At 61.2% G+C, this 24,845-nt stretch carries 23 protein-coding genes; 13 read left to right on the top strand and 10 right to left on the bottom strand.

Annotation, left to right across the window (positions count from 1 at the left end; genetic code table 11):
- Positions 1–252: 252 nt before the first annotated feature.
- From NKI16_RS14320 to NKI16_RS14300, 5 genes are all read left to right on the top strand, one after another.
- On the top strand, positions 253–1,785 hold the full coding sequence (locus NKI16_RS14320; protein WP_352569882.1) for a helicase HerA-like C-terminal domain-containing protein: 1,533 nt from the start codon (positions 253–255) through the stop codon (positions 1,783–1,785).
- Between the two features lie 440 nt (positions 1,786–2,225).
- On the top strand, positions 2,226–3,263 hold the full coding sequence (locus NKI16_RS14315) for a YncE family protein (protein ID WP_245274791.1): 1,038 nt from the start codon (positions 2,226–2,228) through the stop codon (positions 3,261–3,263).
- A gap of 132 nt (positions 3,264–3,395) precedes the next feature.
- On the top strand, positions 3,396–3,665 hold the full coding sequence (locus tag NKI16_RS14310; protein WP_352532616.1) for a c-type cytochrome: 270 nt from the start codon (positions 3,396–3,398) through the stop codon (positions 3,663–3,665).
- Between the two features lie 801 nt (positions 3,666–4,466).
- Positions 4,467–5,609, top strand: a complete 1,143-nt coding sequence (locus NKI16_RS14305) for an MFS transporter (RefSeq protein WP_245274795.1) — start codon at positions 4,467–4,469, stop codon at positions 5,607–5,609.
- Between the two features lie 811 nt (positions 5,610–6,420).
- Positions 6,421–6,612, top strand: coding sequence for a DUF6494 family protein (locus NKI16_RS14300; protein WP_023679340.1), 192 nt, complete (start codon positions 6,421–6,423; stop codon positions 6,610–6,612).
- 420 nt (positions 6,613–7,032) lie between these two features.
- On the opposite strand, the gene NKI16_RS14295 is transcribed toward NKI16_RS14300, so the two are convergent.
- The 4 genes from NKI16_RS14295 to NKI16_RS14280 form a co-directional block, all read right to left on the bottom strand.
- Positions 7,033–7,929, bottom strand: coding sequence for a hypothetical protein (locus tag NKI16_RS14295; protein ID WP_352569880.1), 897 nt, complete (start codon positions 7,927–7,929; stop codon positions 7,033–7,035).
- Between the two features lie 199 nt (positions 7,930–8,128).
- Positions 8,129–9,184 carry a hypothetical protein gene (locus tag NKI16_RS14290; RefSeq protein ID WP_031213483.1) on the bottom strand — a complete coding sequence of 352 codons (1,056 nt, stop codon included), beginning with the start codon at positions 9,182–9,184 and terminating at the stop codon, positions 8,129–8,131.
- 551 nt (positions 9,185–9,735) lie between these two features.
- Positions 9,736–10,560, bottom strand: a complete 825-nt coding sequence (locus tag NKI16_RS14285; RefSeq protein ID WP_023677853.1) for a L,D-transpeptidase — start codon at positions 10,558–10,560, stop codon at positions 9,736–9,738.
- 174 nt (positions 10,561–10,734) lie between these two features.
- Positions 10,735–11,397: a haloacid dehalogenase type II gene (locus NKI16_RS14280; RefSeq protein WP_023677852.1), complete on the bottom strand. Its 663-nt coding sequence runs from the start codon at positions 11,395–11,397 to the stop codon at positions 10,735–10,737.
- A 151-nt stretch (positions 11,398–11,548) separates the two neighbouring features.
- On the opposite strand from NKI16_RS14280, the gene NKI16_RS14275 reads away from it, so the two are divergent.
- From NKI16_RS14275 to NKI16_RS14260, 4 genes are all read left to right on the top strand, one after another.
- On the top strand, positions 11,549–12,427 hold the full coding sequence (locus tag NKI16_RS14275; RefSeq protein ID WP_023677851.1) for a branched-chain amino acid aminotransferase: 879 nt from the start codon (positions 11,549–11,551) through the stop codon (positions 12,425–12,427).
- Positions 12,428–12,534: 107 nt separating this feature from the next.
- Positions 12,535–13,131 (top strand): superoxide dismutase, encoded by a 597-nt coding sequence (locus NKI16_RS14270; RefSeq protein WP_023677850.1) that lies wholly within the window; start codon positions 12,535–12,537, stop codon positions 13,129–13,131.
- Between the two features lie 174 nt (positions 13,132–13,305).
- A complete protein-coding gene (locus NKI16_RS14265) occupies positions 13,306–13,749 on the top strand; it encodes a c-type cytochrome (RefSeq protein ID WP_023677849.1) in 444 nt (147 codons plus the stop codon).
- Positions 13,750–13,758: 9 nt separating this feature from the next.
- Positions 13,759–14,709, top strand: a complete 951-nt coding sequence (locus NKI16_RS14260; RefSeq protein WP_352782829.1) for a cytochrome c — start codon at positions 13,759–13,761, stop codon at positions 14,707–14,709.
- A gap of 11 nt (positions 14,710–14,720) precedes the next feature.
- Here NKI16_RS14260 and NKI16_RS14255 read toward each other — a convergent pair whose 3' ends face one another.
- The 3 genes from NKI16_RS14255 to NKI16_RS14245 all read right to left on the bottom strand — a co-directional run bounded on the left by NKI16_RS14255 (position 14,721) and on the right by NKI16_RS14245 (position 18,065).
- The gene (locus NKI16_RS14255) at positions 14,721–15,104 is read right to left on the bottom strand and encodes an SET domain-containing protein (RefSeq protein ID WP_023677847.1); all 384 of its coding nucleotides are present in this window, start codon (positions 15,102–15,104) and stop codon (positions 14,721–14,723) included.
- A gap of 145 nt (positions 15,105–15,249) precedes the next feature.
- Positions 15,250–15,876: a LysE family translocator gene (locus NKI16_RS14250; RefSeq protein WP_352622483.1), complete on the bottom strand. Its 627-nt coding sequence runs from the start codon at positions 15,874–15,876 to the stop codon at positions 15,250–15,252.
- 77 nt (positions 15,877–15,953) lie between these two features.
- Complete coding sequence (locus NKI16_RS14245; protein ID WP_352622485.1) at positions 15,954–18,065, bottom strand: S9 family peptidase; 2,112 nt, start codon at positions 18,063–18,065, stop codon at positions 15,954–15,956.
- A 674-nt stretch (positions 18,066–18,739) separates the two neighbouring features.
- Between NKI16_RS14245 and NKI16_RS14240 the strand changes: the two genes are divergently transcribed.
- Positions 18,740–19,165: a Ros/MucR family transcriptional regulator gene (locus NKI16_RS14240; RefSeq protein WP_023677844.1), complete on the top strand. Its 426-nt coding sequence runs from the start codon at positions 18,740–18,742 to the stop codon at positions 19,163–19,165.
- A 114-nt stretch (positions 19,166–19,279) separates the two neighbouring features.
- Here NKI16_RS14240 and NKI16_RS14235 read toward each other — a convergent pair whose 3' ends face one another.
- Both NKI16_RS14235 and NKI16_RS14230 read right to left on the bottom strand, forming a co-directional pair.
- Positions 19,280–19,708 carry a SufE family protein gene (locus tag NKI16_RS14235; protein WP_352591662.1) on the bottom strand — a complete coding sequence of 143 codons (429 nt, stop codon included), beginning with the start codon at positions 19,706–19,708 and terminating at the stop codon, positions 19,280–19,282.
- A gap of 112 nt (positions 19,709–19,820) precedes the next feature.
- The gene (locus NKI16_RS14230) at positions 19,821–20,189 is read right to left on the bottom strand and encodes a DUF5330 domain-containing protein (RefSeq protein ID WP_023677842.1); all 369 of its coding nucleotides are present in this window, start codon (positions 20,187–20,189) and stop codon (positions 19,821–19,823) included.
- A 518-nt stretch (positions 20,190–20,707) separates the two neighbouring features.
- Between NKI16_RS14230 and NKI16_RS14225 the strand changes: the two genes are divergently transcribed.
- From NKI16_RS14225 to NKI16_RS14215, 3 genes are all read left to right on the top strand, one after another.
- Complete coding sequence (locus tag NKI16_RS14225) at positions 20,708–22,453, top strand: sensor histidine kinase (protein WP_352622589.1); 1,746 nt, start codon at positions 20,708–20,710, stop codon at positions 22,451–22,453.
- Positions 22,428–23,201 (top strand): peptidoglycan-binding domain-containing protein, encoded by a 774-nt coding sequence (locus NKI16_RS14220; RefSeq protein ID WP_352923017.1) that lies wholly within the window; start codon positions 22,428–22,430, stop codon positions 23,199–23,201. Before NKI16_RS14225 ends, NKI16_RS14220 begins: the two co-directional genes overlap by 26 nt.
- Before the next feature lie 94 nt (positions 23,202–23,295).
- Complete coding sequence (locus NKI16_RS14215; protein WP_352578417.1) at positions 23,296–23,643, top strand: DUF1491 family protein; 348 nt, start codon at positions 23,296–23,298, stop codon at positions 23,641–23,643.
- A gap of 11 nt (positions 23,644–23,654) precedes the next feature.
- Here NKI16_RS14215 and NKI16_RS14210 read toward each other — a convergent pair whose 3' ends face one another.
- Positions 23,655–24,665 (bottom strand): DUF2336 domain-containing protein, encoded by a 1,011-nt coding sequence (locus NKI16_RS14210; RefSeq protein ID WP_352622490.1) that lies wholly within the window; start codon positions 24,663–24,665, stop codon positions 23,655–23,657.
- Between the last annotated feature and the right edge of the window lie 180 nt (positions 24,666–24,845).

Here is a 24,845-nt window from a genome sequence, read left to right as displayed (position 1 = left end):
GCAGCGGCCGACTATGTCAGTCTACGGTCCCCGGCCCGATATCACAATGCAGCACACATGCCGTGCAACACGCCTTCCGTGACGGTGACCGTCAACCGATTGCCAAACATGGGCAGGTTCCGCAAGCTCCAAAAGCCATTTTCGACGGTGCCCATTGTCGCTGCGCAATGGCCTCACTATACCTGCGGCGGGGCTCCCTTTTCTTCAAGGGATCAGGGCATTCAACCCTATAGGTTTGCGGAGACCGGACACATGGCCGACGATACCAGTATCTTCATAGGGGCCAGCCGCAAGCCGGACGACAGCTATCAGCGGCCCGAACAGCTTTTGCTGCAGTATGGCAATCGTCACGGCCTGGTCACCGGCGCGACCGGCACCGGCAAGACGGTGACCCTGCAGATATTGGCCGAGGGTTTCTCCAATGCCGGCGTGCCGGTATTCTGCGCCGACATCAAGGGCGACCTGTCGGGTATGGCCATGATGGGCACAGCGCAGGATTTCCTGGTCAAGCGGGCCGAGCAGGTCAAGCTCGATCCCTACGAATTCCAGGAATTCCCGGTCATCTTCTGGGATCTGTTCGGCGAGCAGGGCCACCCGATCCGCGCCACCATCTCGGAGATGGGGCCGCTGCTTCTGTCGCGGCTGATGAACCTCTCCGAGGCGCAGGAAGGCATCATGAACATCGCCTTCCGCATCGCCGACGAGGAAGGCCTTCTGCTGCTCGACTTGAAGGACCTGCAGTCACTGCTGGCCAACATCGCCGACCGCGCCGAAGAGATCGGCGCCCGCTACGGCAATGTGACCAAGCCTTCGGTCGGCGCGATCCAGCGCACGCTGCTGGTTCTGGAGCAGCAGGGAGCCGCGAATTTCTTCGGCGAGCCGGCATTGCGGATATCCGACATCATGCGCACCACGCGCGATGGACGCGGCGCCATCAGCGTGCTCGCCGCCGACAAGCTGATGATGAATCCGCGGCTCTATGCGACGTTCCTTCTGTGGCTGATGTCGGAACTGTTCGAGGAACTGCCGGAAGTCGGCGACCCGGACAAGCCGAAGCTTGTCTTTTTCTTCGACGAGGCACACCTTCTGTTCGACGACGCGCCGAAGGTGCTGATCGACCGCGTCGAGCAGGTGGTCCGGCTGATCCGCTCGAAAGGCGTCGGCGTTTATTTCGTCACGCAAAATCCGCTGGATATCCCTGAAACGGTGCTGGCCCAGCTCGGCAACCGCGTGCAGCACGCACTTCGTGCCTATACGCCGCGCGAACAGAAGGCCGTCAAGACGGCGGCCGAGACGTTCAGACCCAATCCCGATTTCGACTGCGCAACCGTGATCACGCAGCTCGGCACCGGCGAGGCGCTTGTCTCGACGCTGGAAGCCAAGGGCGTGCCGTCCATGGTGCAGCGAACGCTGATCCGCCCGCCGTCCTCGCGCCTTGGCCCGATCACGCCCGACGAGCGCCGCAAGCTGATCACAGAGAGCCCGGTTGCCGGACAGTACGACCAGACCGTCGATCGCGAATCGGCCTTCGAGATGCTGCAGAAGAAGGCCAAGGACGCCCAGGAGGCACAGGCGCAGCAACAGGACGCAGGCCGTTCGCGCTGGACCATTCCCGGCTTCGGCAATGACGATCCCCAGCCGACCGGCGGCCGCCGCGCGCCGCGCCCCTCCAACCGCCAGACGGTGGCGGAGGCGGCGATCAAATCCATCGTGCGCTCGGTCGGCTCGTCGGTCGGACGAGCGATCGTCCGCGGGATTTTGGGGAGCCTGTCCAGGGGGCGGTGAGGGGGCATCGGACCCGAAGGCGGGCATCTGTGTTGGCAAATTCTGTCTTGGCATCAAGCGCCAGCAGCCAGATCTGGTGGACAGAGGACGGCGGCTATGCGCCATTTGCCGACCTTCATTGCGTTTCTCCAAACCTGCCGTTCGCGCTACAGCCTGATACGACCATCAGCGGGCATAGCTGCGTCCTTGGCTCGGCGCTATCAGTAATCAGTGCCGCTATCGCTTGGTTACGTCAGGGTAAAAATCTGATGCTGGACATCAGAGGTCGAACGGTCGGAGTCGACCACCCAAAACCGAAGTTCAATCCGCGACACTATCCAATTGCCCGTCGCTTGTAATCAAGAGGTCATTGGCCTAATCTGAACTGAGGGGATGAGCAGTCTCCCCTTCAGACGGCTTCCGTCAAGCACTGCGCAAGATCCTATTGAGGGATGGCGCGCGTGGATGGCAGGTTCCTTTCAATTGCACTTCACTTATTGTCGCGAATTGTCGCAACTGCTTTGATGGCTGCGGCAAACCTGCCGGTTGCGACGTTTGACGCTGCGGGCCAAGGCACGGAGCCGCCATTACGGCTCGAGGCCAGAATCCCACTCGGAGATGTGCGCGGCCGCATCGATCACATGGCGATCGATTTAAAGAGGCGGCGCTTGTTCGTTGCAGAACTCGGCAACAACAGCATGGCGGTGGTCGATCTCACCCATCGAACCGTGCTTCGCACAATCAAGGGATTACGGGAACCACAAGGTGTCGGCTACCTGCAAGGGACCGACACCCTGTATGTCGCGAATGCCGGCGACGGCTCGGTTCGATTGTTTCGAGGAGCCGATTATGCCGCTATCGGCAAAGTCGACCTAGGGGAAGATGCCGACAATGTTCGCGTGGATAGCGCGACCAATCGGGTCTTTGTGGGGTATGGCAGCGGTGCGCTGGCTGTCATCAATCCCACGACTAACCGGAAAACCGGCGATGTGCCGCTAAAGGCGCATCCCGAAAGTTTTCAGCTCGACGCGAGGACGAGCCACGTCTTTGTGAACCTGCCGGACGTTCATTCAATCGCGGTCGTCGACCGCACATCACTGGCTCAAATCGCAAGCTGGCCGACCGCCGGTTTGGCCGGTAATTTTCCGATGGCGTTGGACGACCCTCACCAGCACGTCCTTATAGCTTTTCGCCACCCTGCGTGGCTCGGCATCTTCTCCATGGGAGACGGTTCGCTCGTCGCGACTGCGAAGATTTGCGGTGATGCCGACGATGTTTTCGTCGACTCGAAACGGCAGCGAGCCTACATCAGCTGCGGAGACGGATTCATTGACGTGCTGGATACCCGGGACCCGCCATATCGACGCATCGCGCAGATTCCGACTGTGTCCGGTGCGCGCACTTCGCTCTTTGTTCCCGCGCTTGACCTGCTTCTTCTCGCGGTTCGAGCGGGCGGAGAGCAGCTGCCGGCAATCTGGGCGTTTCGTCCAACACCTTGAGGTGCGCACCCGTGTGGACGACGTTTTCCTGTTGAGCTGCATACCGATTGCCTATTCGGCATCGGGCGGAGATGCTTCAATGGCCAGGAGCTCTAAGCACTCAATCTCTTGCATCACCTTTCCAGCGATACCTTGCAAATCGCCGTACATGCCGACGGTCGACTCGATTACGCCTTGTTGGATGATGCTGAGCTCTATTGGATCATGCAAAACGGCATTAAAATGACCGGGATGCCTGCGTTTGGTTCAACGCACAACCAGGAAGAGCTATGGGCGATGGTGGCCTTTACCCGACGTCTTCCAGAGATGTCGCAATCGGAATACGAGAAAATCACCGAAGCCTCTGAAGGGCATCATCAGGCTGGAGGTGAAGACCGTGCACCGGCTGCGTTTCGCAAGTGAGTCGTACAGGGACTGCGGAAGGGCGGTCGTGATCGCTATCCGGTCGTGGCGACAAAGGGCCGCCTGATCCTCGGCTGTAGATCGTGTTCGCGCATCAGGCGACGAATCTTCCCTGCCGCCCAGGGCGGTGACGCTTGATAGCCAGGTTCGAATTTGTCGCGGAGGGCGCTGCTGGGATCACCGGTCCTAACTTGGTAAGACGTGGGTAGGTTGGATTGTCCGGTTCAATTGGTCATGACTGCCACGCAACGTCCGCGTCCGCGACCACGATCTGACGGAACTTCTTCCGCGATGGCAGCCTTCTTTTCAGGTTGCGACAGACGCAGGACATCTTCGAGACAGAGCGCGCCGCCATCTCCGCTGCCGCCGTCCCGCGCCGCGAATTCACGCGGGCCAACTTGAGGACTACCTGAGGACAACCGGGGCGACGCGTTGGTGTATATGACGCTCGGCACGGTGAAGTGGGTGGAGCTTGGTGTCCGCACGTCCTGTATGCAAGGTCACGGGCAGGTTCTGACCCTATTCCCGACCTTGACAGCCAAGCGCAATATGCGCCAGTTGCGTCTTCGGTCGTTGCAAGCCTTGACACGATATGAATCAGCATTGTTGGGCGGCAGCCTGAGGATTGAAACCGATATTCGCCTCGCTGGAATGTCTAACGCGACTCCGTCATGATCTTCCGGCCCTGTCGAGCGACGCTGCCAAAGCCGGTGACGCCAACGCAGGTGATGAGGGCAGGCTAGATCAGTGCAGCAGATCCGCCCGGCGACTTTTCTTTTTGCGGCCCGAGCCTTGCGCGACATGGGCGACGGCTTTGTGGCCGTTCTGTTGCCGGTCTATCTCCTCGCATTAGGCTTCGCGCCTCTGCAGGTCGGCATCATAGCAACCGGATCGCTGCTCGGTTCAGCGCTCTTAACCATCGCCGTCGGACTCCTTGGTGCCCGACACGATCACCGCCAACTCCTGTTTGCCGCCGCCAGTCTGATGGTCGCCACGGGTGTGGCCTTTGCTGTGGTCCACGACTACGCGCTGCTTTTGGTGATCGCCTTCGCAGGCACCATCAACCCGTCGGCCGGCAGCGTCAGCGTATTCGTGCCCTTAGAGCATGCCGTGCTCACACGCGAAGTCACCGACGCCGCGCGGACCAAGATGTTCGCGCGCTACAGCCTTGTGGGTGCGCTCGCAGCCGCGGTTGGCGCGCTCGCTTCGGTGACACCTGATCTTCTGGCTCCAGCCGGCCTCGATCAACTCACCGGCATCAAGGCGATGTTCGTGCTCTATGCGTTGCTGGGCCTGCTCGGCGGTCTCCTTTACGCGCAGATCCCGCAGCGCCGTCCAACGTCGGACTCCGGCAGCACGTCCGCGCTTGGCCCCTCGCGGAATATCGTTTTCAAGCTTGCGGCCCTTTTTAGCCTTGATGCCTTTGCCGGCGGCTTCCTCGTCCAGTCGCTGCTTGCCCTGTGGCTTTTCGAAAAATTCGACCTGTCGCTTTCGGAAGCGGGCTTTTTCTTCTTCTGGTCCGGCGTCCTTTCGGCGTTCTCATTCCCCGTTGCCGCCTGGCTGTCGCGGCACATCGGACTCATCAACACGATGGTGTTCACACACATTCCGTCCAGCATCGCCCTGATCCTGGCGGCCCTTGCGCCGACGCTCCCTCTGGCGCTCGCCCTGCTGCTGATCCGTGCCGCGCTTTCGCAGATGGACGTCCCGACGCGCTCATCTTACGTCATGGCGGTCGTCACGGAGGCGGAGCGGGCAGCCGCCGCGAGCTTCACATCGGTCCCGCGCAGCCTGGCTGCCGCAGCCAGTCCCGCCCTGGCGGGCGCTCTGTTCGCTGCCTCGTTCCGGGCTTGGCCCCTCCTCATCTGCGGTGCACTGAAGATCGCTTACGATCTGCTGCTGCTGATGCAGTTTCGGCACCTCAAGCCGCCGGAGGAACGCTGATATTTGGGTGCTTGACGGGGAGGGGTCAATCGCGAAGGCAAATGTTGGAAAGATCGTCGATCACTTCGGCTCTGACTCCGGACTTGTCGAATGCCTGATGTGACCCGACATCCTCGACGCGATGCCTGCAGACCATCACCCGCAGCGCAGCAGACAACGAAAGTCTCCGCTGGGCTCTGCCGATCAGGCAGGCCGTGCTTTGTAAAAGCGGCACCAACCATCGGGGCTGATTTCACCCGCGACAATCTAGGATGCATTCGGCTTCAGGAAATGGGTGCACCCGGCGCAGCGGCGACCTTTGTTTGGAACATCCTAATAAAGCGCCACAGGCTTTGGGGTTGTTTCGGCGCCGCGCGCCGCAGGCTGACCTGTCATGCAGGAAGCAAGCCCACCTGCACCGGCAAATCGCCGCGCCGGTCGTCGACGCCTTAAGAAATTTCCGGCGAGACAGCGCTTGGCCTGGCTTACGTTGTGCCGACCCGCAATTTATCTCACCACGATCTTCTTTAATGGTCTTTCCTCCCAATCGAACCCAAAGAAGCGCCGAGTGCTGATCAGATCGATTTGAGGTACTCGATCAGATCACTCTTTTCCTGATCGGTCAGATCAAGGCCGAGATGGCCGTCATAGTGCTCCTTCTGCGCAAGACGTCGATCGGTTCCACTCCTCCTGCCAGGGGTCGATCAAGTTTAAGGACCCGACGTCTCCTCCCGGCTCGAGGTCTATTTCAATAAAACCGTACGTCACCGTCCTGCTTCCTTGATCCCTTGCCTTCCCTTACAATCCCTTCCGGACACAGAGGAGTTCCGCCATGAGCGAAGACGCCGTCAACATGTCGATCCGCAAGTTCCTGAAGGAAGTCGGCGTCACCTCACAGCGCAAGATCGAGGAGACGGTGCGCGAAGGGCAAATCGGCGGCAAGAAGCTGAAGGTCCGCATGACGCTGACGGCGGAAGGCACCGGCCTCAACCACGTGGTGGACGGCGAGATCGAACTTCCATAAGCCGGGCGAAGCGACCTAGCGAAACGTCCAACGCGGCCGAAAGCCGTCGAGACGGATCAGCGGTTGGAATGGCGTCTGGCCGGGTCGATGTAGTACCGCTCACCCCACGCTCTTGCGACTCTGAGGGAACGCGAAAGACCGACCCAACCAAGCCGTTTGACCCGCGCTGGCAGCTGCTGAGTAGGCGAAGTCAGCATCGCCTCGATCGCGCCACGAACGGTCATTGGTCAGCTACTAACGGAATGTCTCGATCCCATTACTTGCCGTTCGATAGCGCGGACGGACATAACAGTCACGTGGCCTCATTGCGATCATGAGGCGTGCACCCTACCATTTGCCTGGCGGCCTTTAGGGGTCATCACCGTCGGGGGAGGCGTCTGCGCTGCCACCTTCTAAAACGTCGTCGCTTGCGACGCGGTTCTACTTACCGGCGTTGCTCAAGCTGAACAGATCGACGCGATCACGAGAGGGTAGCTCCGGCTGGTCCGCAACGACGAAAGCAGTCTTGTTCCAGCTAACGTCGAATTGGTCGAGCTTACTCACTAGCTTCCTGCGCTCTGCGGCGGAATGCAGCGCTTTGAGTGCCTGCGTTTCATCGGTGCTGATCCCGAGCAACCTTCCACCCGTGGCAGTAAGGTAGGCCAGCAACCAGCCAATAACGAAAGAAGCCGCTCGAATTATTGGCGTTGTGTCCAACAGCAGCGGAACAGAGAAGATCGAGCCCAAGACCACACCAATGCCGATTCTGACGGCTCTGTTGCGGCGAAGGGTCCCCTCGACATCAGTGCAAAGGGCCTCAATCGCATAACGGTCCTCACGGTGCTTGGCCTCCAGCTTTGCGCCCAAGATTGTTGCTTCTTGCTCCCTCTCCTTCTGTATCGTCTCAATTCGTTCATTGACCTTGTTTAACCGTTTTTTCCCTTCGGCTTTTGCCTTGTTGACCGCTTCCAGCCCTTTCTGACGTTCCTCTTCGAGGTGCGGATGCAGCATCTCCTGCCACAAAAGCGGGAGGTTTTCCTCGGTCACGACGTTGGACACACCTAGCGTTTTATCCATGAGGGCCTGCGCGCTGCGATCCTGCGAAATCAGCAAATCGAGCTGGCGGCTCTTGTCGTCATCCCCCAGCGCATCAGTGAGCCGCTTCACGGCCGCTACCACTCCCGGACGGATCGCGAGCACATGTTCGCAGCTTGCCAGCAGCATTCGTTTTGGAATGTTGAGATCACCGGCCCCCATGCCTGTGCGGAGCCAGATGGCGGTCGCAAGTACGCGGCGATGAACGACGGGCGGCACCGTTTCGTCAGGCAGTCCGCTCATTTGGACACACGCTCGGCGGACAATTTGGGCAAGAAGACCGTTCCGAGTCAGGCCGACCGCGTGCGACTTGAATATGTCTCGGCTAGTTCTGCCCCGCCGCTGTCTGACAATGAAGGCAGTGATGTCGGTGTCGTGTTCACGCGCCAACGGATTCTCGGCGTAACTGAGCCTGCCGTAAAGGTCCTGCCAGTTGTCCTTGTTAAAGAACTGGTGCTCGGATGGCCTGCTCCCGGGTTCGATACGTAGCCTTCACACCCACTGCGTCCAACAGGGGAGCAGGGTTGCGCGACACCTCGTTCACATACTCCCGCAAGACCTCACGCCTCAATAGGGCATGCGCAGTCGGGCCTGTAGGGCGCGGATTCTTCAAGACGGCTTGCAGGTTATTCTTTATCTCGTCGAGGCTCTGCCCGAAAATTCGAACCGAGGCCCCGATCCTGATGAGTTCGGCCACGACAGGGGCAGTGTTCTCGCGCGCCAACTTCCCGGAGACACCGAGAAGTTCCATCGCAACTGGCGCATCCAGATAGACAACGAGGTCGGTCTTATCGACCGAGGTCACCGGCTTCACAAAGTCCTGAACGACCTCGGTCAGAAGCCCGATAGCTGCAATCCGGGCAAGTACCTCAGCACTGCCTTGGTTCTCCTCGATTGCATGTTTGACGAAGCGCGCGCACAGGAATTTCTCTTCGTCTCGGAGGGAGGTCGTATTGGGGATTTCTACTACCTGCCGCAGCTTTCCTGACGCATCCGGTTTGACGCCCGCTTTGAACTCGATGCTCTTCTCGCTGAACGCTTCGACGTAAAGGAGCCATTCGACAAGGATGTCCTCGAACTCTTCGACGTCTCGGGGGATTGTAGTGAGTGGCGAAAGCGCTTCGGAGAACTCCTTAAACTGAGTGGCGATGCGGCGTAGCTCAGCCTCAACGGTCTGAGTGGATGCATCCGGCTCGCCGTTGTCAGCCATCTGAATCGTATACGTGGTATCCTTGGCACCTGCGATGTCAGCAACAATCCAGCCGTGACGCTCTAAGTAAGGGACAAATGTCTCGACCAGATCGGAGTTGAAGTTCCACTTGTACATATCGCGAATTGCTGCGGCGATGACATCTGGGTCGAGTTTGCTGCCATTGTGACGGCGCAAGATCGGATCGAAGAACGGCAGCAACCCTTCCAGCACGTTTCCGCTGTCATTTCCGAGTGCAGACAACGCCCCGTAAATGCGAACCGCCGACCGAGTAAGTTGCGTTGCCATGACCCGTATTGAACCGTTGCCTACGGTTGCAGACTAAGGGTCAACGTGGTCGCAGGCTACTGCTTATTGTGCATGTCAAGATGATCATGGTCGGTAATTGTTATGGTCAACGTCGCGGATAGACGCGAACAGCTTCCACCTCTCTTAGCCAAATCAATCCGAAGCGATCCGGCGCCCTAGTGGACGCTCCGCTTCCGAGCCGAGGCGTCGCAGTATGGTCACATCGGGGAAGGTCCGCTTCCGCTCATCGCAAACAGCCTCGAACCGTCGGGCTGAATGACCGCAAACAATAATCCATAGCCGACGATCGCGATCACTGGCCTTGGAATGTCTGGCAAGGGTCAGGAGCGCTGGTTGCGCTCAACGTCGGGTTTCGGGAAGGAGAAACGGCCCAGGACGGGCAGCAATGGGTAGGGAACGCTGGTTGCGTTAATGTCGGCTATCGGGGGGCTCGGCATAAGCATCGGACCTAAAAGCGGGCACGGGCAAGCCGACGCTCGGCAAAGCCAGCAGGAGCCGTGAGCAATCCCGCCTCCGCGCTTTCGACCAGCTCAAAAGATCGAGTTTGTGATCGATTTTATCGGGCCGAGCAGGATCGATCCTTCCGGCACGCCAGCGTCGATCGGGATGGCTTTGCGGTTTGCTGTCGCCACCATCGGCTGACCGATGTCGGCCGTCACCACGACCGGGGTCTTGTTCGGCACACGATCATAGAGATCGATGATGTCCTGGTTCATCAGGCGCACACAGCCCGACGACACCGACTTGCCGATCGACCGCCATTCCGGCGAACCGTGCAAGCGGTAGAGCGTGTCCTGGTTGCCCTGGAAGAGATAAAGCGCCCGCGCGCCAAGCGGGTTCTTGAGCCCACCGGGCATGCCGCCATTGTCGGCGCTGTACGGCTTCAACTCCGGCTGCCGGGCGATCATGTCGTCCGGCGGCGTCCATTTCGGCCATTTCTGCTTCCATTGGACCACCGCATCGCCCGACCATTCGAAGCCGGCGCGGCCGAGGCCGACACCGTAGCGGATCGCCTGGCCGCCCGGGCGCACCAGGTAGAGGAAGTGATTGGTGGTGTCGACGACGATGGTGCCCGGCTGCTGCCCGGTCGGATCGTCAACGATCTGGCGCAGGAACTGCGGGTCGATCTTGTCGGCCGGTATGGCCGGCAGCTCGAAGCCGCCATCCGACATCGGCCCATACATCGTCACATAGTCGCCGAGCGCCGGCTCGACATAGGTCGGCGGCGGTGGCTCGACCGGTTGTTGCGACAGCGTGGTGCAACTGGAGACCGCGACCGAGGCGGCGCCAAGGGCTGCTGCGTTGAGAAAACCGCGACGGCTCAGGCGAAAAGAGGACGATGGGGGTGTGAACATGATTGCCTTTTTTAAGTCTCAAATCGCAACAAAGCATAAATGCGTCCTGTTGCGCGCGGTTGCCCGAGCAATGCCCGGCGCGATAGGCGGTTCCAATTCTGGCCGCAGGGTGGACAAACAAAGGCAAAGCTGTGACCGGATCGTCACTGTTGCGCCGACGCAACATTTCCGGTGTCACCCCCCGGCGACCAGACCTTCAAGGGACGGCAGGATCAGGGCCGGTGGAAAATCCCGGTATTCCTCAGGCTGATTGGCGCGGTTGATCCACACTGTCCTGAAGCCGAATTTGGTGGCGCCGGCGACGTCCCAGCGGTTGGATGACTGGAAAGAGACAGCGCCCGGATAGAGGCGCCAGCCCGTGGTGACCATGTCGTAGACCGACGGATCGGTCTTGAAGCGCCTGACGCTGTCGACGGAAAAGACGTCGTCCAGGACCTGGTCGAGCGCGGCGGACTTGACGGCCGCTTGCAGCATCTCAGGCGAACCGTTGGACAGGATCGCCAGCCTTGCCCCCGATGCCTTGAGCGCCTTGAGCACGGCCGGTACCTCCGGATAGCAGTCCAGCCGCCAATAGGCCTCGAGCAGCTTCGCCCTCAGCCCGGCATCGGCGGATGGAACCTTGCGCAGGGCGAAGTCGAGGGCCTGCTCGGTGAGCTGCCAGAAATCGGCATAGGCCCCCATCAGCGTCCTGACCCAGGAATATTCCAGCTGCTTGGCGCGCCAGATATCGGACAACAACTGGCCGTCCGGCCCGATCTGGTCGGCGTGACGGCGCACGGCCGCATGCACGTCGAACAGCGTGCCATAGGCGTCGAAGACGTAAGCCGCGAACTGCATTCGACAGTTTTGAGGCCGCGTAAGGCAAGGCGCAAGCGCTGATTGCAATCCGCCAGCCCGCTGGCCTCAACAAATCTCAGCCAAGCCGGTTGACGGCGGCTGTCAAAGCATCTTCCAATGCGCCGCAACAAGCATCGAACGGAACCTGGCAATGACACTGGCGACTGCGGCGCAATCCGCGACATGGACCTTCGTCGACGGCGACTGGTACGAGGGCAATGTTGCCATTCTAGGGCCGCGCAGTCACGCCATGTGGCTCGGCACCAGCGTGTTCGACGGCGCCCGCTGGTTCGAGGGCGTCGCTCCCGATCTCGATCGCCATGCAGCGCGGGTAAATGCCTCGGCGATCGCGCTCGGTCTGAAACCGACGATGAGCACCGACAGGATCGTCGGCCTGACCTGGGACGGGCTGAAGAAATTCGAAGGCAACACGGCGGTCTATATCAGGCCGATGTATTGGGCCGAGCATGGCGGCTATATGGGCGTGCCGGCCGACCCGGCCTCGACTCGTTTCTGCCTTTGCCTCTACGAATCGCCGATGATCTCGCCGGCGGGGTTTTCGGTGACAGTGTCGCCGTTCCGGCGCCCGACCATCGAAACCATGCCGACCGACGCCAAGGCCGGCTGCCTCTATCCCAACAACGGCCGGGCCATCCTAGAGGCCAAGATGCGCGGCTTCGACAATGCGCTCGTGCTCGACATGCTGGGCAATGTCGCCGAGACCGGCACCTCGAATATTTTCCTGGTCAAGGACGGCCATGTCCTGACGCCGGCGCCGAACGGCACCTTCCTGTCCGGCATTACCCGCGCGCGCACCATGGCCCTGCTAGGCGAATACGGTTTCACGACGACGGAAAAGACGCTGTCGATCCGCGATTTCCTGGAGGCGGACGAAATCTTCTCGACCGGAAACCACTCGAAAGTCGTGCCGGTCACCCGTATCGAGGATCGCAATCTGCAGCCCGGACCGGTGGCCAAGAAGGCGCGCGAACTCTATTGGGAATGGGCGCATTCGACTTCGCCCGGCTGACCCGCTAAAAAGCGGCCGGCGCTTCGTTTCCGGAGTTGTTCCAGACCAATCCAGTCCTATGTTAGTCCGGTATCGACACCGGATTTTTCCACGAGGGAGTACGACCGATGGCTTTTGAATTGCCCGCCTTGCCCTATGATTACGAGGCTTTGCAGCCTTATATGTCCAAGGAAACGCTGGAATATCACCACGACAAGCACCACAAGGCCTATGTCGACAACGGCAACAAGCTGGCCGCCGAGGCGGGCATGGGCGATTTGTCGGTCGAAGAGGCCGTCAAACAGTCCTTCGGCAAGAATGCGGGCCTCTTCAACAATGCCGCCCAGCACTACAATCACATCCATTTCTGGAAATGGATGAAGAAGGGCGGCGGCGGCAACAAGCTGCCCGGCGCATTGCAAAAGGCGGTCGACAGCGACCTTGGTGGCTACGACAAGTTCAAGGCCGACTTCATCGCCGCCGGCACCACCCAGTTCGGTTCGGGTTGGGCCTGGGTCTCGGTCAAGGACGGCAAGCTGGCGATCTCGAAGACGCCGAATGGCGAGAACCCGCTCGTCCATGGCGCGACGCCGATCCTCGGCGTCGATGTCTGGGAACATTCCTATTACATCGATTATCGCAACGCCCGGCCGAAATATCTCGAAGCCTTCGTCGACAGTCTCATCAACTGGGACTATGTGCTCGAACTCTACGAAAAGGCCTGATCCGTTCCAGAAAGCCCCGGCAGAACCGGGGCTTTTCTTTTTCAGCATCAGAACGACAGCTGCAAAAATTTCACGCAAGCGTGAGGCGAAGCGTCGGAATTTTTAAGCCATCCTTGCCGTTTGTCATCGGGGTGGGGCCGCATCCTGAATTGCCTTCAACATGGAGCCAAGTGAATGAGAAAGCTTATCCTCGCCATCTCGATGCTCGCCTTCGCCGGTTCGGCGGCATTTGCCGACCCGGTAGCCGACCGGCAGGCCCTGATGAAGGAACGTGGCAAGATCGCCGCCGGCTTGTCGAAAGTGGTCAAGGGCGAGACGCCCTACGACGCCGCTTCGGTGCTGACGGCGTTGCAGGCACTGCAGGTCAATGCCGAGAAATTCCACGCCGGCGTCGACACGCTTTTCCCGTCGGGCAGCGACACCGGCGACACCACTGCGTCCCCAAAAATCTGGCAGGACATGGCCGGGTTCAAGACGGCTGAAGGCAAGTACCTCGCCGACGTCAAGGCGGCGGTCGCCGCAGCACCTGCGGATGCCGACGCGTTGAAGGCGCAGTTCAACACCATCGGCGGCGGCTGCGGCAACTGTCATCAAAACTACAGGGTGAAAAAAGGCTGATAGCGGGCAATGCGCTTGCTGAAGAAACTTGTCGGCGCCGCCCTCGTTCTGGGCGGCGCGGCCGCGATTGCCGGCTGGTTCCTGTCGGCTCCGGTCAGGCTCGATGCCGCAACGCTGGCTGAGCTTGGTCCTGGCAACGCCGCCAGGGGCAAGCGCATCTTTTACGCCGGCGGCTGCACATCCTGTCATGCCAAGCCTGGCTCGCAAGGCGACGCCCGTCTTCAGCTGGCGGGCGGCCTTGAACTCAAGACGCCATTCGGCACCTTCGTGCCGCCGAACATATCGCAGGATACCAGGGACGGCATCGGCGCCTGGTCGGTCGAGGATCTTGCCAACGCCATGCTGAAGGGCGTGTCGCCGTCGGGCGAGCATCTCTATCCGGCATTTCCCTATGCTTCCTACGCGCGCATGAAGCCGGCCGACATTGCCGATCTCTATGCATTCCTGAAGACGTTACCCGCGGTCGCCGGCAAGGCGCCCGCCAATTCGCTGGCATTTCCCTTCAACGTCCGACGCGGTCTTGGCTTGTGGAAGCTGCTCTATTTGAGTGACCAGCCGGTCGTTTCCTTTCCCGACGGCACACCGGATCCGGTGTTGACAGGCCGCTATCTGGTCGAAGGCCCCGGCCATTGCGGCGAATGCCACACGCCGCGGGATCTTGCCGGCGGCACCAGGAAGAGCCAATGGCTGGCAGGTGCGGCCGCCGCCGAAGGCAGCGGCATCGTGCCGAACATCACGTCGGGCGAGGGCGGCATCGCGGACTGGTCCGAGGCCGACATCGCCAACTATCTCGAAACCGGCTTCACGCCGGATTTCGATACGGTCGGCGGCGCAATGGTCGACGTGCAGCGGAACATGGCCGTGCTGACCCCGGAGGACCGCGCGGCGATCGCCGCCTACCTGAAAGCCGTGCCGCCGCACCCCAACGGCTATCCGGCGCGCAAGAAGCCGTCGAGCTGACGGCCGTTGCGTCAGCGGTCGCCGAGAAAGTCGAAGCCGGTTTCGAAGAAGTGATTGTAGTCGCAGGTCATTTCCTCGCCGGGCCCAATGTCGCGCAAGGCATAGGTCTCCTCCGGCTGCGAGACGTCGCAATTCGGGTCGTCGGCATGGTTCATGTAGCGCGCATCGTCGGCTTCGAAGACGATGTAATTCGGGTCGCGCCGGTCCGGATAGGCGTAGCGGTCGAGATAGGTTCTGACCGGCCCGGTTTCCCGCTCGTAGGCCGCTACCTCGATGCGCCGGTCGTATTTCGGGTCGAGCTTCCAGACCAGCGTGCCGCGGGCAATGTGGTTCTTGGCAAAGACGCCGATGCCCTGGATGGGCGATTTGTCGAGATAGACATCGACGAGCAACATGGCAGATCCCTGGGTGATTGTGTGTTGGCGCGGCTGTGAAAAGGCCGCGCACTGGGTAGCGCGCGGCCTTTGCAATTGCGAGCGGAAAATCAGCTGTGCCTGCCCATTATCCGAAGCCTCGTACGGCTCGTCGCCTGTCGAGACCCTAGCGCTGTTGCAGCGCCAGCCGGATGCCTAAGGCGCAATAGATACCGCCGACAGCCTTGCCTTGCCATCTCAGCACCGTCGGGTTTCGGCGCAGGAATGCACCGAGGCCGCCCGCACCCACGGCGAAAACCACCGTGCTGACGAGGCCCAACAGAACAAAGATGATGCCCAATATCGCCAGTTGAAGCATCACCGATCCGTTTTCAGGCCGCACGAACTGCGGAAGAAATGCGAGGAAGAAAAGCGCGGTCTTGGGATTGAGAACCTCGGTCAAAACAGCCTGCCGAAATGCTTTGGCAGCGGGGATCGCAAGTGCGCCGGCGGCCGGATAGGCCGGCGTTTTCTCGATGATCGCGCGAATGCCGAGATAAATGAGGTAGGCTGCGCCGATGTACTTCACGATGCTGAAAAGCGCCGCCGACGTGGCAATGATCGCCGAAATGCCGACGATCGCCATGAAGGTGTGAACCACGTCGCCGGCCGCGATCCCGGCGCCGGTCGCAATGCCCACCCTGGTTCCGGAACTGGTTGCCCGCGCCACCGTCAGAAGAGTGGCGGGACCCGGGATGAAGACAAAGCCAAGCACAACCGCGACATAAGCTATCAACGTGGCGAGATCGATCATTGGTGGGCTCCGCAACTCTCACCGCCAATGAAGCCACGTCGCGGAACGGAAGGCAATGACCGCTCATCCGCCGATGTTCACGCCGCAAGCTCGGCCTTGCCCGTCACCTTGAGCCCGAAGGCGTAGGTGAAGGCGATTTCCTCCAGTCTTGAAAACCGGCCGGAGGCGCCGGCATGGCCTGAATCCAGGTTGATCTTGAACAGCACCGGATTTTCACCCGTCTTGCGGTCGCGCAGCCGCGCCGCCCATTTGGCCGGCTCCCAATAGGTGACGCGCGGGTCGGTCAGGCCGGCCAGTGCCAGGATCGGCGGATAGTCGAGTGCGGCGACATTGTCGTAGGGCGAGTAGGCGGCGATGGTCCGGTAATCCTCCGCCGACGCGATCGGATTGCCCCATTCCGGCCATTCCGGCGGCGTCAGCGGCAAGCTGGCGTCGAGCATGGTGGTGAGCACGTCGACGAAGGGAACCTCGGCGACGATGCCGCCGAAGCATTGCGGCGCCATGTTGGCGACCGCGCCCATCAGCATGCCGCCGGCCGAACCGCCTTGCGCAACGATGCGGTCATGCTGTGTATAGCGTTCGGCGACGAGGTGGTGGGCGGCAGCGACAAAATCGGTGAACGTGTTCATCTTGTTCGCCCGCTTGCCGTCGTCGTACCAGCCATAGCCCTTGTCCTTGCCGCCGCGAACATGGGCTATCGCGTAGACAAAGCCGCGGTCGACCAGCGAAAACAGATTGGTGTTGAACGCGGCGGGTACGGCTATGCCGTAAGATCCGTAGCCGTAAAGCAGGCAAGGGGCGGACCCGTCGAGCGGTGTGTCGCGGTGATGGAGGAGCGAGATCGGCACCAGTTCGCCGTCGGCGGCAGGCGCCATCAGCCGGCGCGTGACGTAGTGCTCCGGGTCGTGGCCGGACGGCACTTCCTGGGTCTTGAGCAGCACCCGCTCGCGGGTGCGCATGTTGTAATCGAAGACCTGCGCCGGGGTCGTCATCGACGAATAGGAAAAGCGCATGATCTCGGTGTCGTATTCGTAGGAGCCGGACAGGCCGAGCGAGAAGGCTTCCTCGTCGAAGGAGATCAGGTGCTCCTCGCCGCTCTTGCGGTCGCGCACGACGATGCGCGGCAGGCCTTCCTTGCGCTCGAGCCGGACCATGTGGTCCTTGAAGCCGATCACCGAAAGGATCAGCCGGCCCGCTTCGTGCGGCACCAGTTCCTGCCAGTTGGCGCGCACCGGATCATGGGTCGGCGCCGTCATGATCTTGAAGTCCTTGGCGCCGTCGGCATTGGTGAGGATGAAGAAGATGTCGCCGCCTTCCTCGAGTTCGTACTGCAGGCCCGTCTGGCGCGCCGCAACCAGCTTCGGCTCTGCGAACGGATCGTCGGCGCTCATGATACGGTATTCCGAGGTCTCATGGTCGTTGATGCCGATCATGATCCACTCGTTGGAGCGCGTGCCGCCGACATCCATGAAAAAGCCGGGATCGGTCTCCTCGTAGATCAGCCGGTCGTTTTCAGGACCGTCGCCAAGCGCATGGAACAGCACTTTGGAAGGACGGTGGTTGGGGTCGAGGCGGGTGTAGAAAAAACCGTCATTGCCGGCATCCCACACACCGCCGCCGCCGGTGTCCGGGACCCTGTCCGCCAGATCGTTGCCGCCGGCCAGATCGCGGACGCGCAGCGTGTAGAATTCGGAACCCTTGTCGTCGAAGGCCCAGAGCAGCTTGCTGTGGTCGTCCGAATGATCGACGCCGCCCAGGCGGAAATAGGGCTTGCCCTCGGCCTCGGCATCGCCGTCGAGCAATATCTGCTTGTCGCCGCCGTCACGCGCCGTGCGGAAATAACGCGGCTGCTGGCCGCCAAGCTTGAAGGAGGAGCCGTAGGCGTAAGGTCCGTCCTTCATCGGCACGGAAGAATCGTCTTCCTTGATGCGTCCCTTCATTTCCGCGAAAAGCTGCTTCTGCAGTTGGACCGTATCGGCCATCAGCGCCGCCTGGTAAGCATTCTCGGCTTCGAGGTGGGCGCGGATTTGGCCGTCGAGCAGGGACGGATCCCTGAACATCTCTTGCCAATTGGCGGCCCTCAGCCAGGCATAATCGTCCGTCCGCGTTATGCCGTGATGCGTGTCGAAGATCGGCCGCTTCTCCGGCTGCGGCGGCGTGGCGGTCGGAAACACTGGGGTTCTGGTCATTGCGTCTCGCTGTGGAAGCTACTTGAATGGAGAATGAACACGCCGAGCAGCGCGGGTTCAAGGGCTATGATCTTTTGTCGTGGTGGCTCGAGAGGACGGGCTGGAGGAGCGGATAACGAATATTTCTTCTCGGACTGCCGCGGTTCTCGCCGTCGCTGCGATGACCCTGCCAGTGCCGGTCAATCTCATGCAACTGCCTTCGCGGCTTGGCAAGTGGCCGATATGGCTGGGTCTACGGAAATACATTACCCCATTTCAATGACACAGCGCACCGCTCCGGCGACGGCTCGCGAGCAACAGTAACGCTTCGCAACCTATGATTTTACTGAATCCGCCGATCATCCAGGCTGTAATGCCGCCGGCAGGGTCAAGCATCGAACTCTATTTACCTGCTGCCGTTTGTGTAATGGCTGCTTGCCGCGGCGTCAGTCGATGCTGGTCTGACCAGAAAAAACGGCAAAGTTACGCTTTGCACGAAAGAGTGAAGCTGAATATGGAAGATTTGACTTGTATCGCTGAATAGACCGAAAGAAGCGAATTGACTTACTTGGCGGCCCGGCCCATTAAGATGCCGCGACGCGAATCGCGGAGGCTTTTTCCTGCACAAGTTCGCGCGATGCCCAACTATCGAAACGGGCGCAAACAGAAACAATTCTCGTTGGGGCCTGAACGCCATGGATATTACCGAAACACCTTCCAGAAACAGTGACGCGCTGATCGAGCTCACCGCCGACGTGGTGGCTGCCTATGTCAGCAACAATCCCGTACCGGTCGGCGAACTGCCGAACCTTATCGCCGATGTCCATGCCGCTCTCGGGCGCGTCGGCGGGGCCGCCGAGCAGCCGCCTGCCGACAAGCAGAAGCCGGCGGTAAATCCGAAGCGGTCGGTGCATGACGACTACATCATCTGTCTCGAAGACGGCAAGAAGTTCAAGTCGCTCAAGCGTCACTTGATGACCCACTATGATCTGACGCCCGACCAGTATCGTGAAAAGTGGAACCTGGACCCGAGCTATCCGATGGTTGCGCCCAATTACGCGGCCGCCCGTTCGCAGCTCGCCAAGAAGATGGGTCTCGGCCGCAAGCGCAAGGGACGCTGACAAGCGGCTCTTCCGGTTTGATACTCAAACGGCGCCTACAGGCGCCGTTTTCGCATTGTGGGGAGACCAAGCTCAGGCCGCCAGTTCTTCATGCCGCCGGCAATTGCCGTCCGGTCAGGCGGTCTGCTTCAGCGCTGCCTCGGCGTCACGCTTGATGCGCTTGACCATCGAGCGAAGACCATTGGCGCGCTGCGGCGACAGGTGCTCGTCAAGTCCGAGTGCCTTCAATGTGGCCTCTGCGTCGGTCCTCTGGATTTCGCTGGCCGGCCGTCCCGAAAACAGCGCCAGCATGATGGCGACCAGGCCGCGCACGATATGCGCGTCGGAATCGCCCTTGAAGGTGATAACGGGGTCGACACCCCCGCCTTGCTCGGTGGTCAGCCAGACCTGGCTGACGCAGCCGGGCACCTTGTTGGCTTGTATGCGTTGCTCGTCGGGAAACGGCGACAGCGCTTCACCCAGTTCAATCACATAGCGATAGCGGTCTTCCCACTCGTCGAGCAGGGAAAAGTCGTCGCGGATGGTCTGGATCGTCGTCGTCATTCCCCCGGATATAGTCATCCGGCGCTGCCACGTCACGGAAAAAGAGGAGAAACGCCGCAGGTGCCGAGAGCGAGAGCCTTGCGGTTTAGCGATGAATTCGGCCGAAACAGTCTCAGTTCTTCGCCGGCAAGTGCACTTTCGCCGGCAAATCGACTTTCGCCGGCAACACGATTTCCTCGGACACGCTGCCGGTGGTCGTCACCGTATCGGGTTCAGCGGCCTTGTCGTCCAGCATGGCGGCCGCGATCTTGGCGGTCTCCCTGGCCCGGGCGGTGATGGTGTGCATTGCCGATTTGCCGGTCTCGCACACGTCCGGCTTGCGCTCGCAGATGCCGGCGATATCGCCGACGGCTTCGCGCGCCGCAAACAGCGCCTGGAGCGGCCCGACGCTTTCGCGGCCCGCATCATCGGCGCCGACACCCAGCGGCAGCGCCAGAAGCACCAGCGAAAACCAGAAAGCAGCTCTTATCAGAAAGCCCATCTGTCTGTCCTTTATGACGTCATGCATCCGAACCGCACGACCCTTGTACCGCGATACTGACACAGACGCGCAAAGGACGGCTTGTCCCGAAAGCAACAGTTTTCCTTAAATTTTAGGTAGATTCGAAACGAAGCGTTTTGAAGTTCATTTGCCTCGAACGGCTCAGATTTTATTCAGCAACTGATAACCATCCAACCTATTGTTTTTCATTATCATTTTCTTAATCGGCGACAGTTTGATGCCATCGGTCGTAGGTGCAGGCGCGGGCGGTGTGGATAACGCTCCGTTTACTATGGCGGCAATTGCCCCGGTTTTTCCCCGCCGGTATCCCGATATTTGCAGCCTGCCGGGGGACGATCGGCCCAGCCTTATCCATTCCTTAAACGCTGGATGCGAGTTTTGGATCGACAAAAGCCGCCTGCAAAGCAGGGCCGTTCACGACCGGGTGCGTTGAGTTGAGTGCGATCAAGGCCAGATACGCCGAGTTGCCGGGCGCGATAGCCGCCGGTTGCGAACGGATGGTTCATCCGTCCGTGCTCGGCCAGAGCGATCGTTGCCGCCACAGCCGGTTCATTGGCGCCATGCTGGCGGCTCCTTTCTTCAGCGCGGGTGCAGCGGTGACGCTGGTCACGTCGGGCATGGGCGCGGCCGTGACTGTGGCTGCCATCTTTGCGGCGTTCGGCCTTTGCTGGTTCGCCGCCCTGCTGGTGGCTGCATCGGGCAAGATGACCCTGGCCGGCCAACTCGCCTTGGTCGTCGGCAGCGTTGCCCTCGGTGCCCTTATCGCTGCCGCCGGCGGTGTGGCCTCGCCGGTTGCCTTGCTCGCGGTGGCGGTGCCGTTTGAAGCGTGGTGGATCGGCCAGTCGCGCCGTGCCGTGATCTGGGGCGCCATATCGGCCTTTGTCGCAGTCTTGCTGCAGCCTTTAGCCGGTTCCGTCTTGCCGCTCGACCAGACCGAAATCGCCGCATGGCACTGGCTGGTACCACTGGCCTGGGCACTCACGCTCATTCCGCGTATCGCTCCGCTTCGCGGCGCCGCCAGCGCACAGTTCGATCCGGCCGGCAGCGACCGGCTCGAAGACCTCATCGACGCCGTCGTGCTGCGAATCGCGGCGCATGGCGAGGTTCTGGACGTCTCGGCTAAGGCACGCGCTATGCTGAGGCTGCCGCCGGAGCTGCTTTTCGGCACCGGACTTTTCGATCGCATCCATCTGTCCGACCGCGTCCCGTATCTCAGTGCGCTGGCCGATATGCGTGATGGAGCCCTGTCGCGCCGGCTCGACCTTCGCGTACGGCTGCCGCAGAGCAGCGGCGTGACGGCCGACAATTACCGGCCGTTCTCGCTCGAGATGATGCGCGCGCCGGGGCAGGAGACCGTCTTCACGCTTCTTCTGTGCGAGAACGACGAACTGGCCGGACTGCGCCAGGAGCTTGCCGCTGCCAATGAGGCGGCTGCCTCCGCCGAGGTGGCGAAAGGACGTTTCCTTGCCGTCGTCAGCCATGAGTTGCGCACCCCGCTCAATGCCATCATCGGCTTTTCCGACATGTTGCTGCACGAGATGTTCGGCAGCTTCAAGGATCCGCGCCAGAAGGAATATGTCGGGCTGGTCAGGGATTCGGGCCAGCACCTGCTTGCCGTCGTCACCTCGATACTCGACGTATCGCGGATCGAATCGGGCGCCTACGCGACCGAACCGGAACCGTTCCGCTTCCGCGAAGCGGTCGAGATGTGCCAGTCCATGATGCGCCTGCAAGCCGAGGCAAAGGCTATCGATCTGCAGGCCCAGATCGCGCCGGACGCAGGCGAAATAAATGCCGACCGTCGCGCCGTGCAGCAGATCCTGATCAATCTCGTCTCTAACGCGATCAAGTTCACGCCCGAAAGCGGCAATGTCGTCATCGGCGCCAAGCGCATCGGCTCGCGGCTGCATTTCTGGGTCCGGGACACCGGCATCGGCATCGCCGAGGAAGACTTCGTCAATCTCGGCAAGCCGTTCATGCAGATCCAGAACGACTATACCCGCCGTTTCGAAGGCACAGGCCTCGGGCTCTCACTGGTGAAGGGGCTGGTGGCGCTGCACGAGGGCACCATGTCGATCGAAAGCATGCCGGGCGAGGGCACCACGGTGACGATCAGCCTTCCCGTGAGCGGCCCGACGGGCCGCTCGGCGGAGAAGACCGGCGTGGTGCCGATGTCCGCGGTCAAAGCCAAGGCGGACGGTGGCAAAGGGGAGAGCAATGGGTCGCTCCGCAAAACAGCCTAAGGCGGTCAAACGCCGCGGCAATGCCTTCGAGCACGGAGCGATGGCGCTGGGCAACCTGATCTCGCGCAATCCTGTTGTGGTCGGCGGCTCCACCGCGTTCCTGGTGACGCTGTTCTACGTCTCGGCGAACGCGCTTTGGTACCAGCCCTTTCCGCATGCCGGCGCGTTTTTCGCCACCAGGAGTATCGAGCGCTTTCCCCGGGCGGACAGCGACGAGCCCGAAACCACCATCAATATCGTGCGTCCGGCCGCTGCGCCGATCAAGAGCGACCCGGTCGTCGAACAGGTCCAGGGCATATTGAAGGATCTCGATTTCTATTCCGGCACCGTCGACGGGATTCCCGGACCGAATACGCGCAAGGCCATCCAGGCCTATCAGCAGAAGGTCGGATTGAATGCCTCCGGCGAGATCGACAGCGTCCTGCTGGATCAACTGGGCGCCACGCCAAAGACCGCGGCCGTGGTACCGCATCCGGTGCCGCGGCCGGTCGAAACGGCTGCTGTTCCAGCCGCCATTCCAGCGTCCGCACCGGCAAATGCGGTGGCGCAAACGCCTGATCCCCGCATCGTCAAGATCCAGGCCGGACTGAAAGCGTTCGGCAATGACGACATGCAATTGGATGGCGTCGTAGGCGCGCGCACCAAGGCCGCGATCAAGGAATTCCAGGCGCTGTTCGGCTTGCCGGAGACCGGCGAGCCAGACGAGATCGTCTACGTCAAGATGCGCGAGATCGGCCTGACCAACTAAGGGTCGTGACGGCCGCTCGCCGGTCGCTCGGCAAAGACCGGTTACGGTTTTCCGGCCAATGCTGTAAGGACCGCCGCATGTCCAGGAATTCTCCATGCGGGTAACCACCGATCTGTGGGTGTCGGCCCTGTTGCGCCGGGTTTTCAGCGCCGGCGGCTTTGCCGCCGTGGTCAAGCGCGGCGCGACGGAAGCCGGCGCGGTTTTCGTGCTGGCGCGGGGCAGGCTGGGGGAGATAGCGCTGTTCGGGCCGGCGCCGCAGACGAGTTACGATTCAGCCAGGCCGGACGACCGTTTTTTCAGCCTGCTTGGCGAAGGCGACGATGCCGCCATCTTCGACGCGCGGCTGGAGCGCGAGAAGAGATTCGATTCGGATATCTGGGTGATTGAGATCGAGGCGGGCGCCATTCCCGTCGAGGAGCTTATCTCGGTCAAGGCGTCTTAACGGCAAGCCCTTCAGACGCGACGCGCCTTTGGGGTGGCGGCTATGTCGGCGCTGTTCGGCTTGCGCAGGTCGGCATTTGCGGCGACGCGCCCAGGCTTGCGAACAATTTTCGATACGGTGTCGGCCTTCCAGCCGCGGAGCCTGTCCAACGCCGCGTCGCGGTGCAGCAGGCGGTAGCGGTCGAGGAAGATGCGGATCGCCTGCGGGTGCGGAAACTCGGTCGGATAGATGGCCGCCGTGATCAGGAACGCCTTGTCTTCACTAAGGTCGAGCGCGCGCAAGGCGGCCAGCAGCGGTGTGTAATTGTGGCTCGCGGTGAGCGTCCGCGCCGTTGAAAAATCGACTTCGAGCGCATCGGCGAGCGCTGTCTGGAAGAATGCCGCATTGCCGGTCAGCGCGGTCTCGCGCAGCTTGACATAGGTTTGTGGCTCGACGAACGGACTGATGGAGGTGCCGCTCTCGGCGCGCATCATGGATCGCAACCGCCGCCGTACAGTTTCAGCGGCATCGGAAGCCTCTTGCCTGTTGACCTCGCCCGCAACCACTTCGGCGTTTTCGGACGCGGCTTTGGCGATTGTTTCCGGCTGCTGCTGCGACCGCACCAGCGTCGGCCTTTCGAGCACTTTGATGAGATCCGCGATCGTTTGATTGAGATCCTTGCGGCGGGCAATGGCACGGGCATGCGGCAGGCCGTGACGTCCGATCAGCGCGATCAGGTCGACGTCGCTGAGGGCGCGCGAGCGGATGAGCAGCGGCGCGGCGATGTCGACCCGCTCCTGGCAAAGCCGCCGCACCAGCGCGGCGGGTGCATATTCGCATTCGGAAAGGGCTGCCGCGACGTAGCGGCGCGATTCGACCGAGACATTCTCGAAAAGCGGCAGCGTCAGGTCTTCGAGCTGCGCGATTTCCCGGCGCGAAGGGCGGGTGAGCGAGCAGAACGCCGATACCGCGGCGCGAAACAGCCTTTCGGCCTTTCCCGATTCAGCTCCTGCTGCGATTTGCCTGAAATCCGAAGCTGACACGAAGGATACGCCCGACACTCGACACAATCTGGACAGCGCTCTGCCGGGCTGTACCGGTTTCGCGTTTCCCAAGAACAAAGATCAATTTAGCGGCGATCCGTTAGCGCTCCGTTAACCTACTACCTTCTTAATCGACTATGGAGGCGTTGCGTTGTGCTCCGGGGCAACCGAGAGGAATAC

The sequence above is a fragment of the Mesorhizobium sp. M0698 genome (assembly GCF_040320455.1).
Lineage (GTDB): Bacteria > Pseudomonadota > Alphaproteobacteria > Rhizobiales > Rhizobiaceae > Mesorhizobium.
Note: the sequence above shows the minus strand (reverse complement) of the source record. Positions and strands in the feature narration are given on the sequence as shown.

Coding starts and splice junctions, on each gene's coding strand:
- NKI16_RS14320 (WP_352569882.1), top strand. CDS start 253: ATGGCCGACGATACCAGTATCTTCATAGGGGCCAGCCGCAAGCCGGAC.
- NKI16_RS14225 (WP_352622589.1), top strand. CDS start 20,708: ATGGTTCATCCGTCCGTGCTCGGCCAGAGCGATCGTTGCCGCCACAGC.
- NKI16_RS14215 (WP_352578417.1), top strand. CDS start 23,296: ATGCGGGTAACCACCGATCTGTGGGTGTCGGCCCTGTTGCGCCGGGTT.
- NKI16_RS14235 (WP_352591662.1), bottom strand. CDS start 19,708: ATGACGACGACGATCCAGACCATCCGCGACGACTTTTCCCTGCTCGAC.
- NKI16_RS14230 (WP_023677842.1), bottom strand. CDS start 20,189: ATGGGCTTTCTGATAAGAGCTGCTTTCTGGTTTTCGCTGGTGCTTCTG.
- NKI16_RS14295 (WP_352569880.1), bottom strand. CDS start 7,929: ATGAGCGGACTGCCTGACGAAACGGTGCCGCCCGTCGTTCATCGCCGC.
- NKI16_RS14240 (WP_023677844.1), top strand. CDS start 18,740: ATGGATATTACCGAAACACCTTCCAGAAACAGTGACGCGCTGATCGAG.
- NKI16_RS14290 (WP_031213483.1), bottom strand. CDS start 9,184: ATGGCAACGCAACTTACTCGGTCGGCGGTTCGCATTTACGGGGCGTTG.
- NKI16_RS14270 (WP_023677850.1), top strand. CDS start 12,535: ATGGCTTTTGAATTGCCCGCCTTGCCCTATGATTACGAGGCTTTGCAG.
- NKI16_RS14245 (WP_352622485.1), bottom strand. CDS start 18,065: ATGACCAGAACCCCAGTGTTTCCGACCGCCACGCCGCCGCAGCCGGAG.
- NKI16_RS14265 (WP_023677849.1), top strand. CDS start 13,306: ATGAGAAAGCTTATCCTCGCCATCTCGATGCTCGCCTTCGCCGGTTCG.
- NKI16_RS14285 (WP_023677853.1), bottom strand. CDS start 10,560: ATGTTCACACCCCCATCGTCCTCTTTTCGCCTGAGCCGTCGCGGTTTT.
- NKI16_RS14255 (WP_023677847.1), bottom strand. CDS start 15,104: ATGTTGCTCGTCGATGTCTATCTCGACAAATCGCCCATCCAGGGCATC.
- NKI16_RS14305 (WP_245274795.1), top strand. CDS start 4,467: ATGGGCGACGGCTTTGTGGCCGTTCTGTTGCCGGTCTATCTCCTCGCA.
- NKI16_RS14260 (WP_352782829.1), top strand. CDS start 13,759: ATGCGCTTGCTGAAGAAACTTGTCGGCGCCGCCCTCGTTCTGGGCGGC.
- NKI16_RS14300 (WP_023679340.1), top strand. CDS start 6,421: ATGAGCGAAGACGCCGTCAACATGTCGATCCGCAAGTTCCTGAAGGAA.
- NKI16_RS14250 (WP_352622483.1), bottom strand. CDS start 15,876: ATGATCGATCTCGCCACGTTGATAGCTTATGTCGCGGTTGTGCTTGGC.
- NKI16_RS14220 (WP_352923017.1), top strand. CDS start 22,428: ATGGGTCGCTCCGCAAAACAGCCTAAGGCGGTCAAACGCCGCGGCAAT.
- NKI16_RS14280 (WP_023677852.1), bottom strand. CDS start 11,397: ATGCAGTTCGCGGCTTACGTCTTCGACGCCTATGGCACGCTGTTCGAC.
- NKI16_RS14275 (WP_023677851.1), top strand. CDS start 11,549: ATGACACTGGCGACTGCGGCGCAATCCGCGACATGGACCTTCGTCGAC.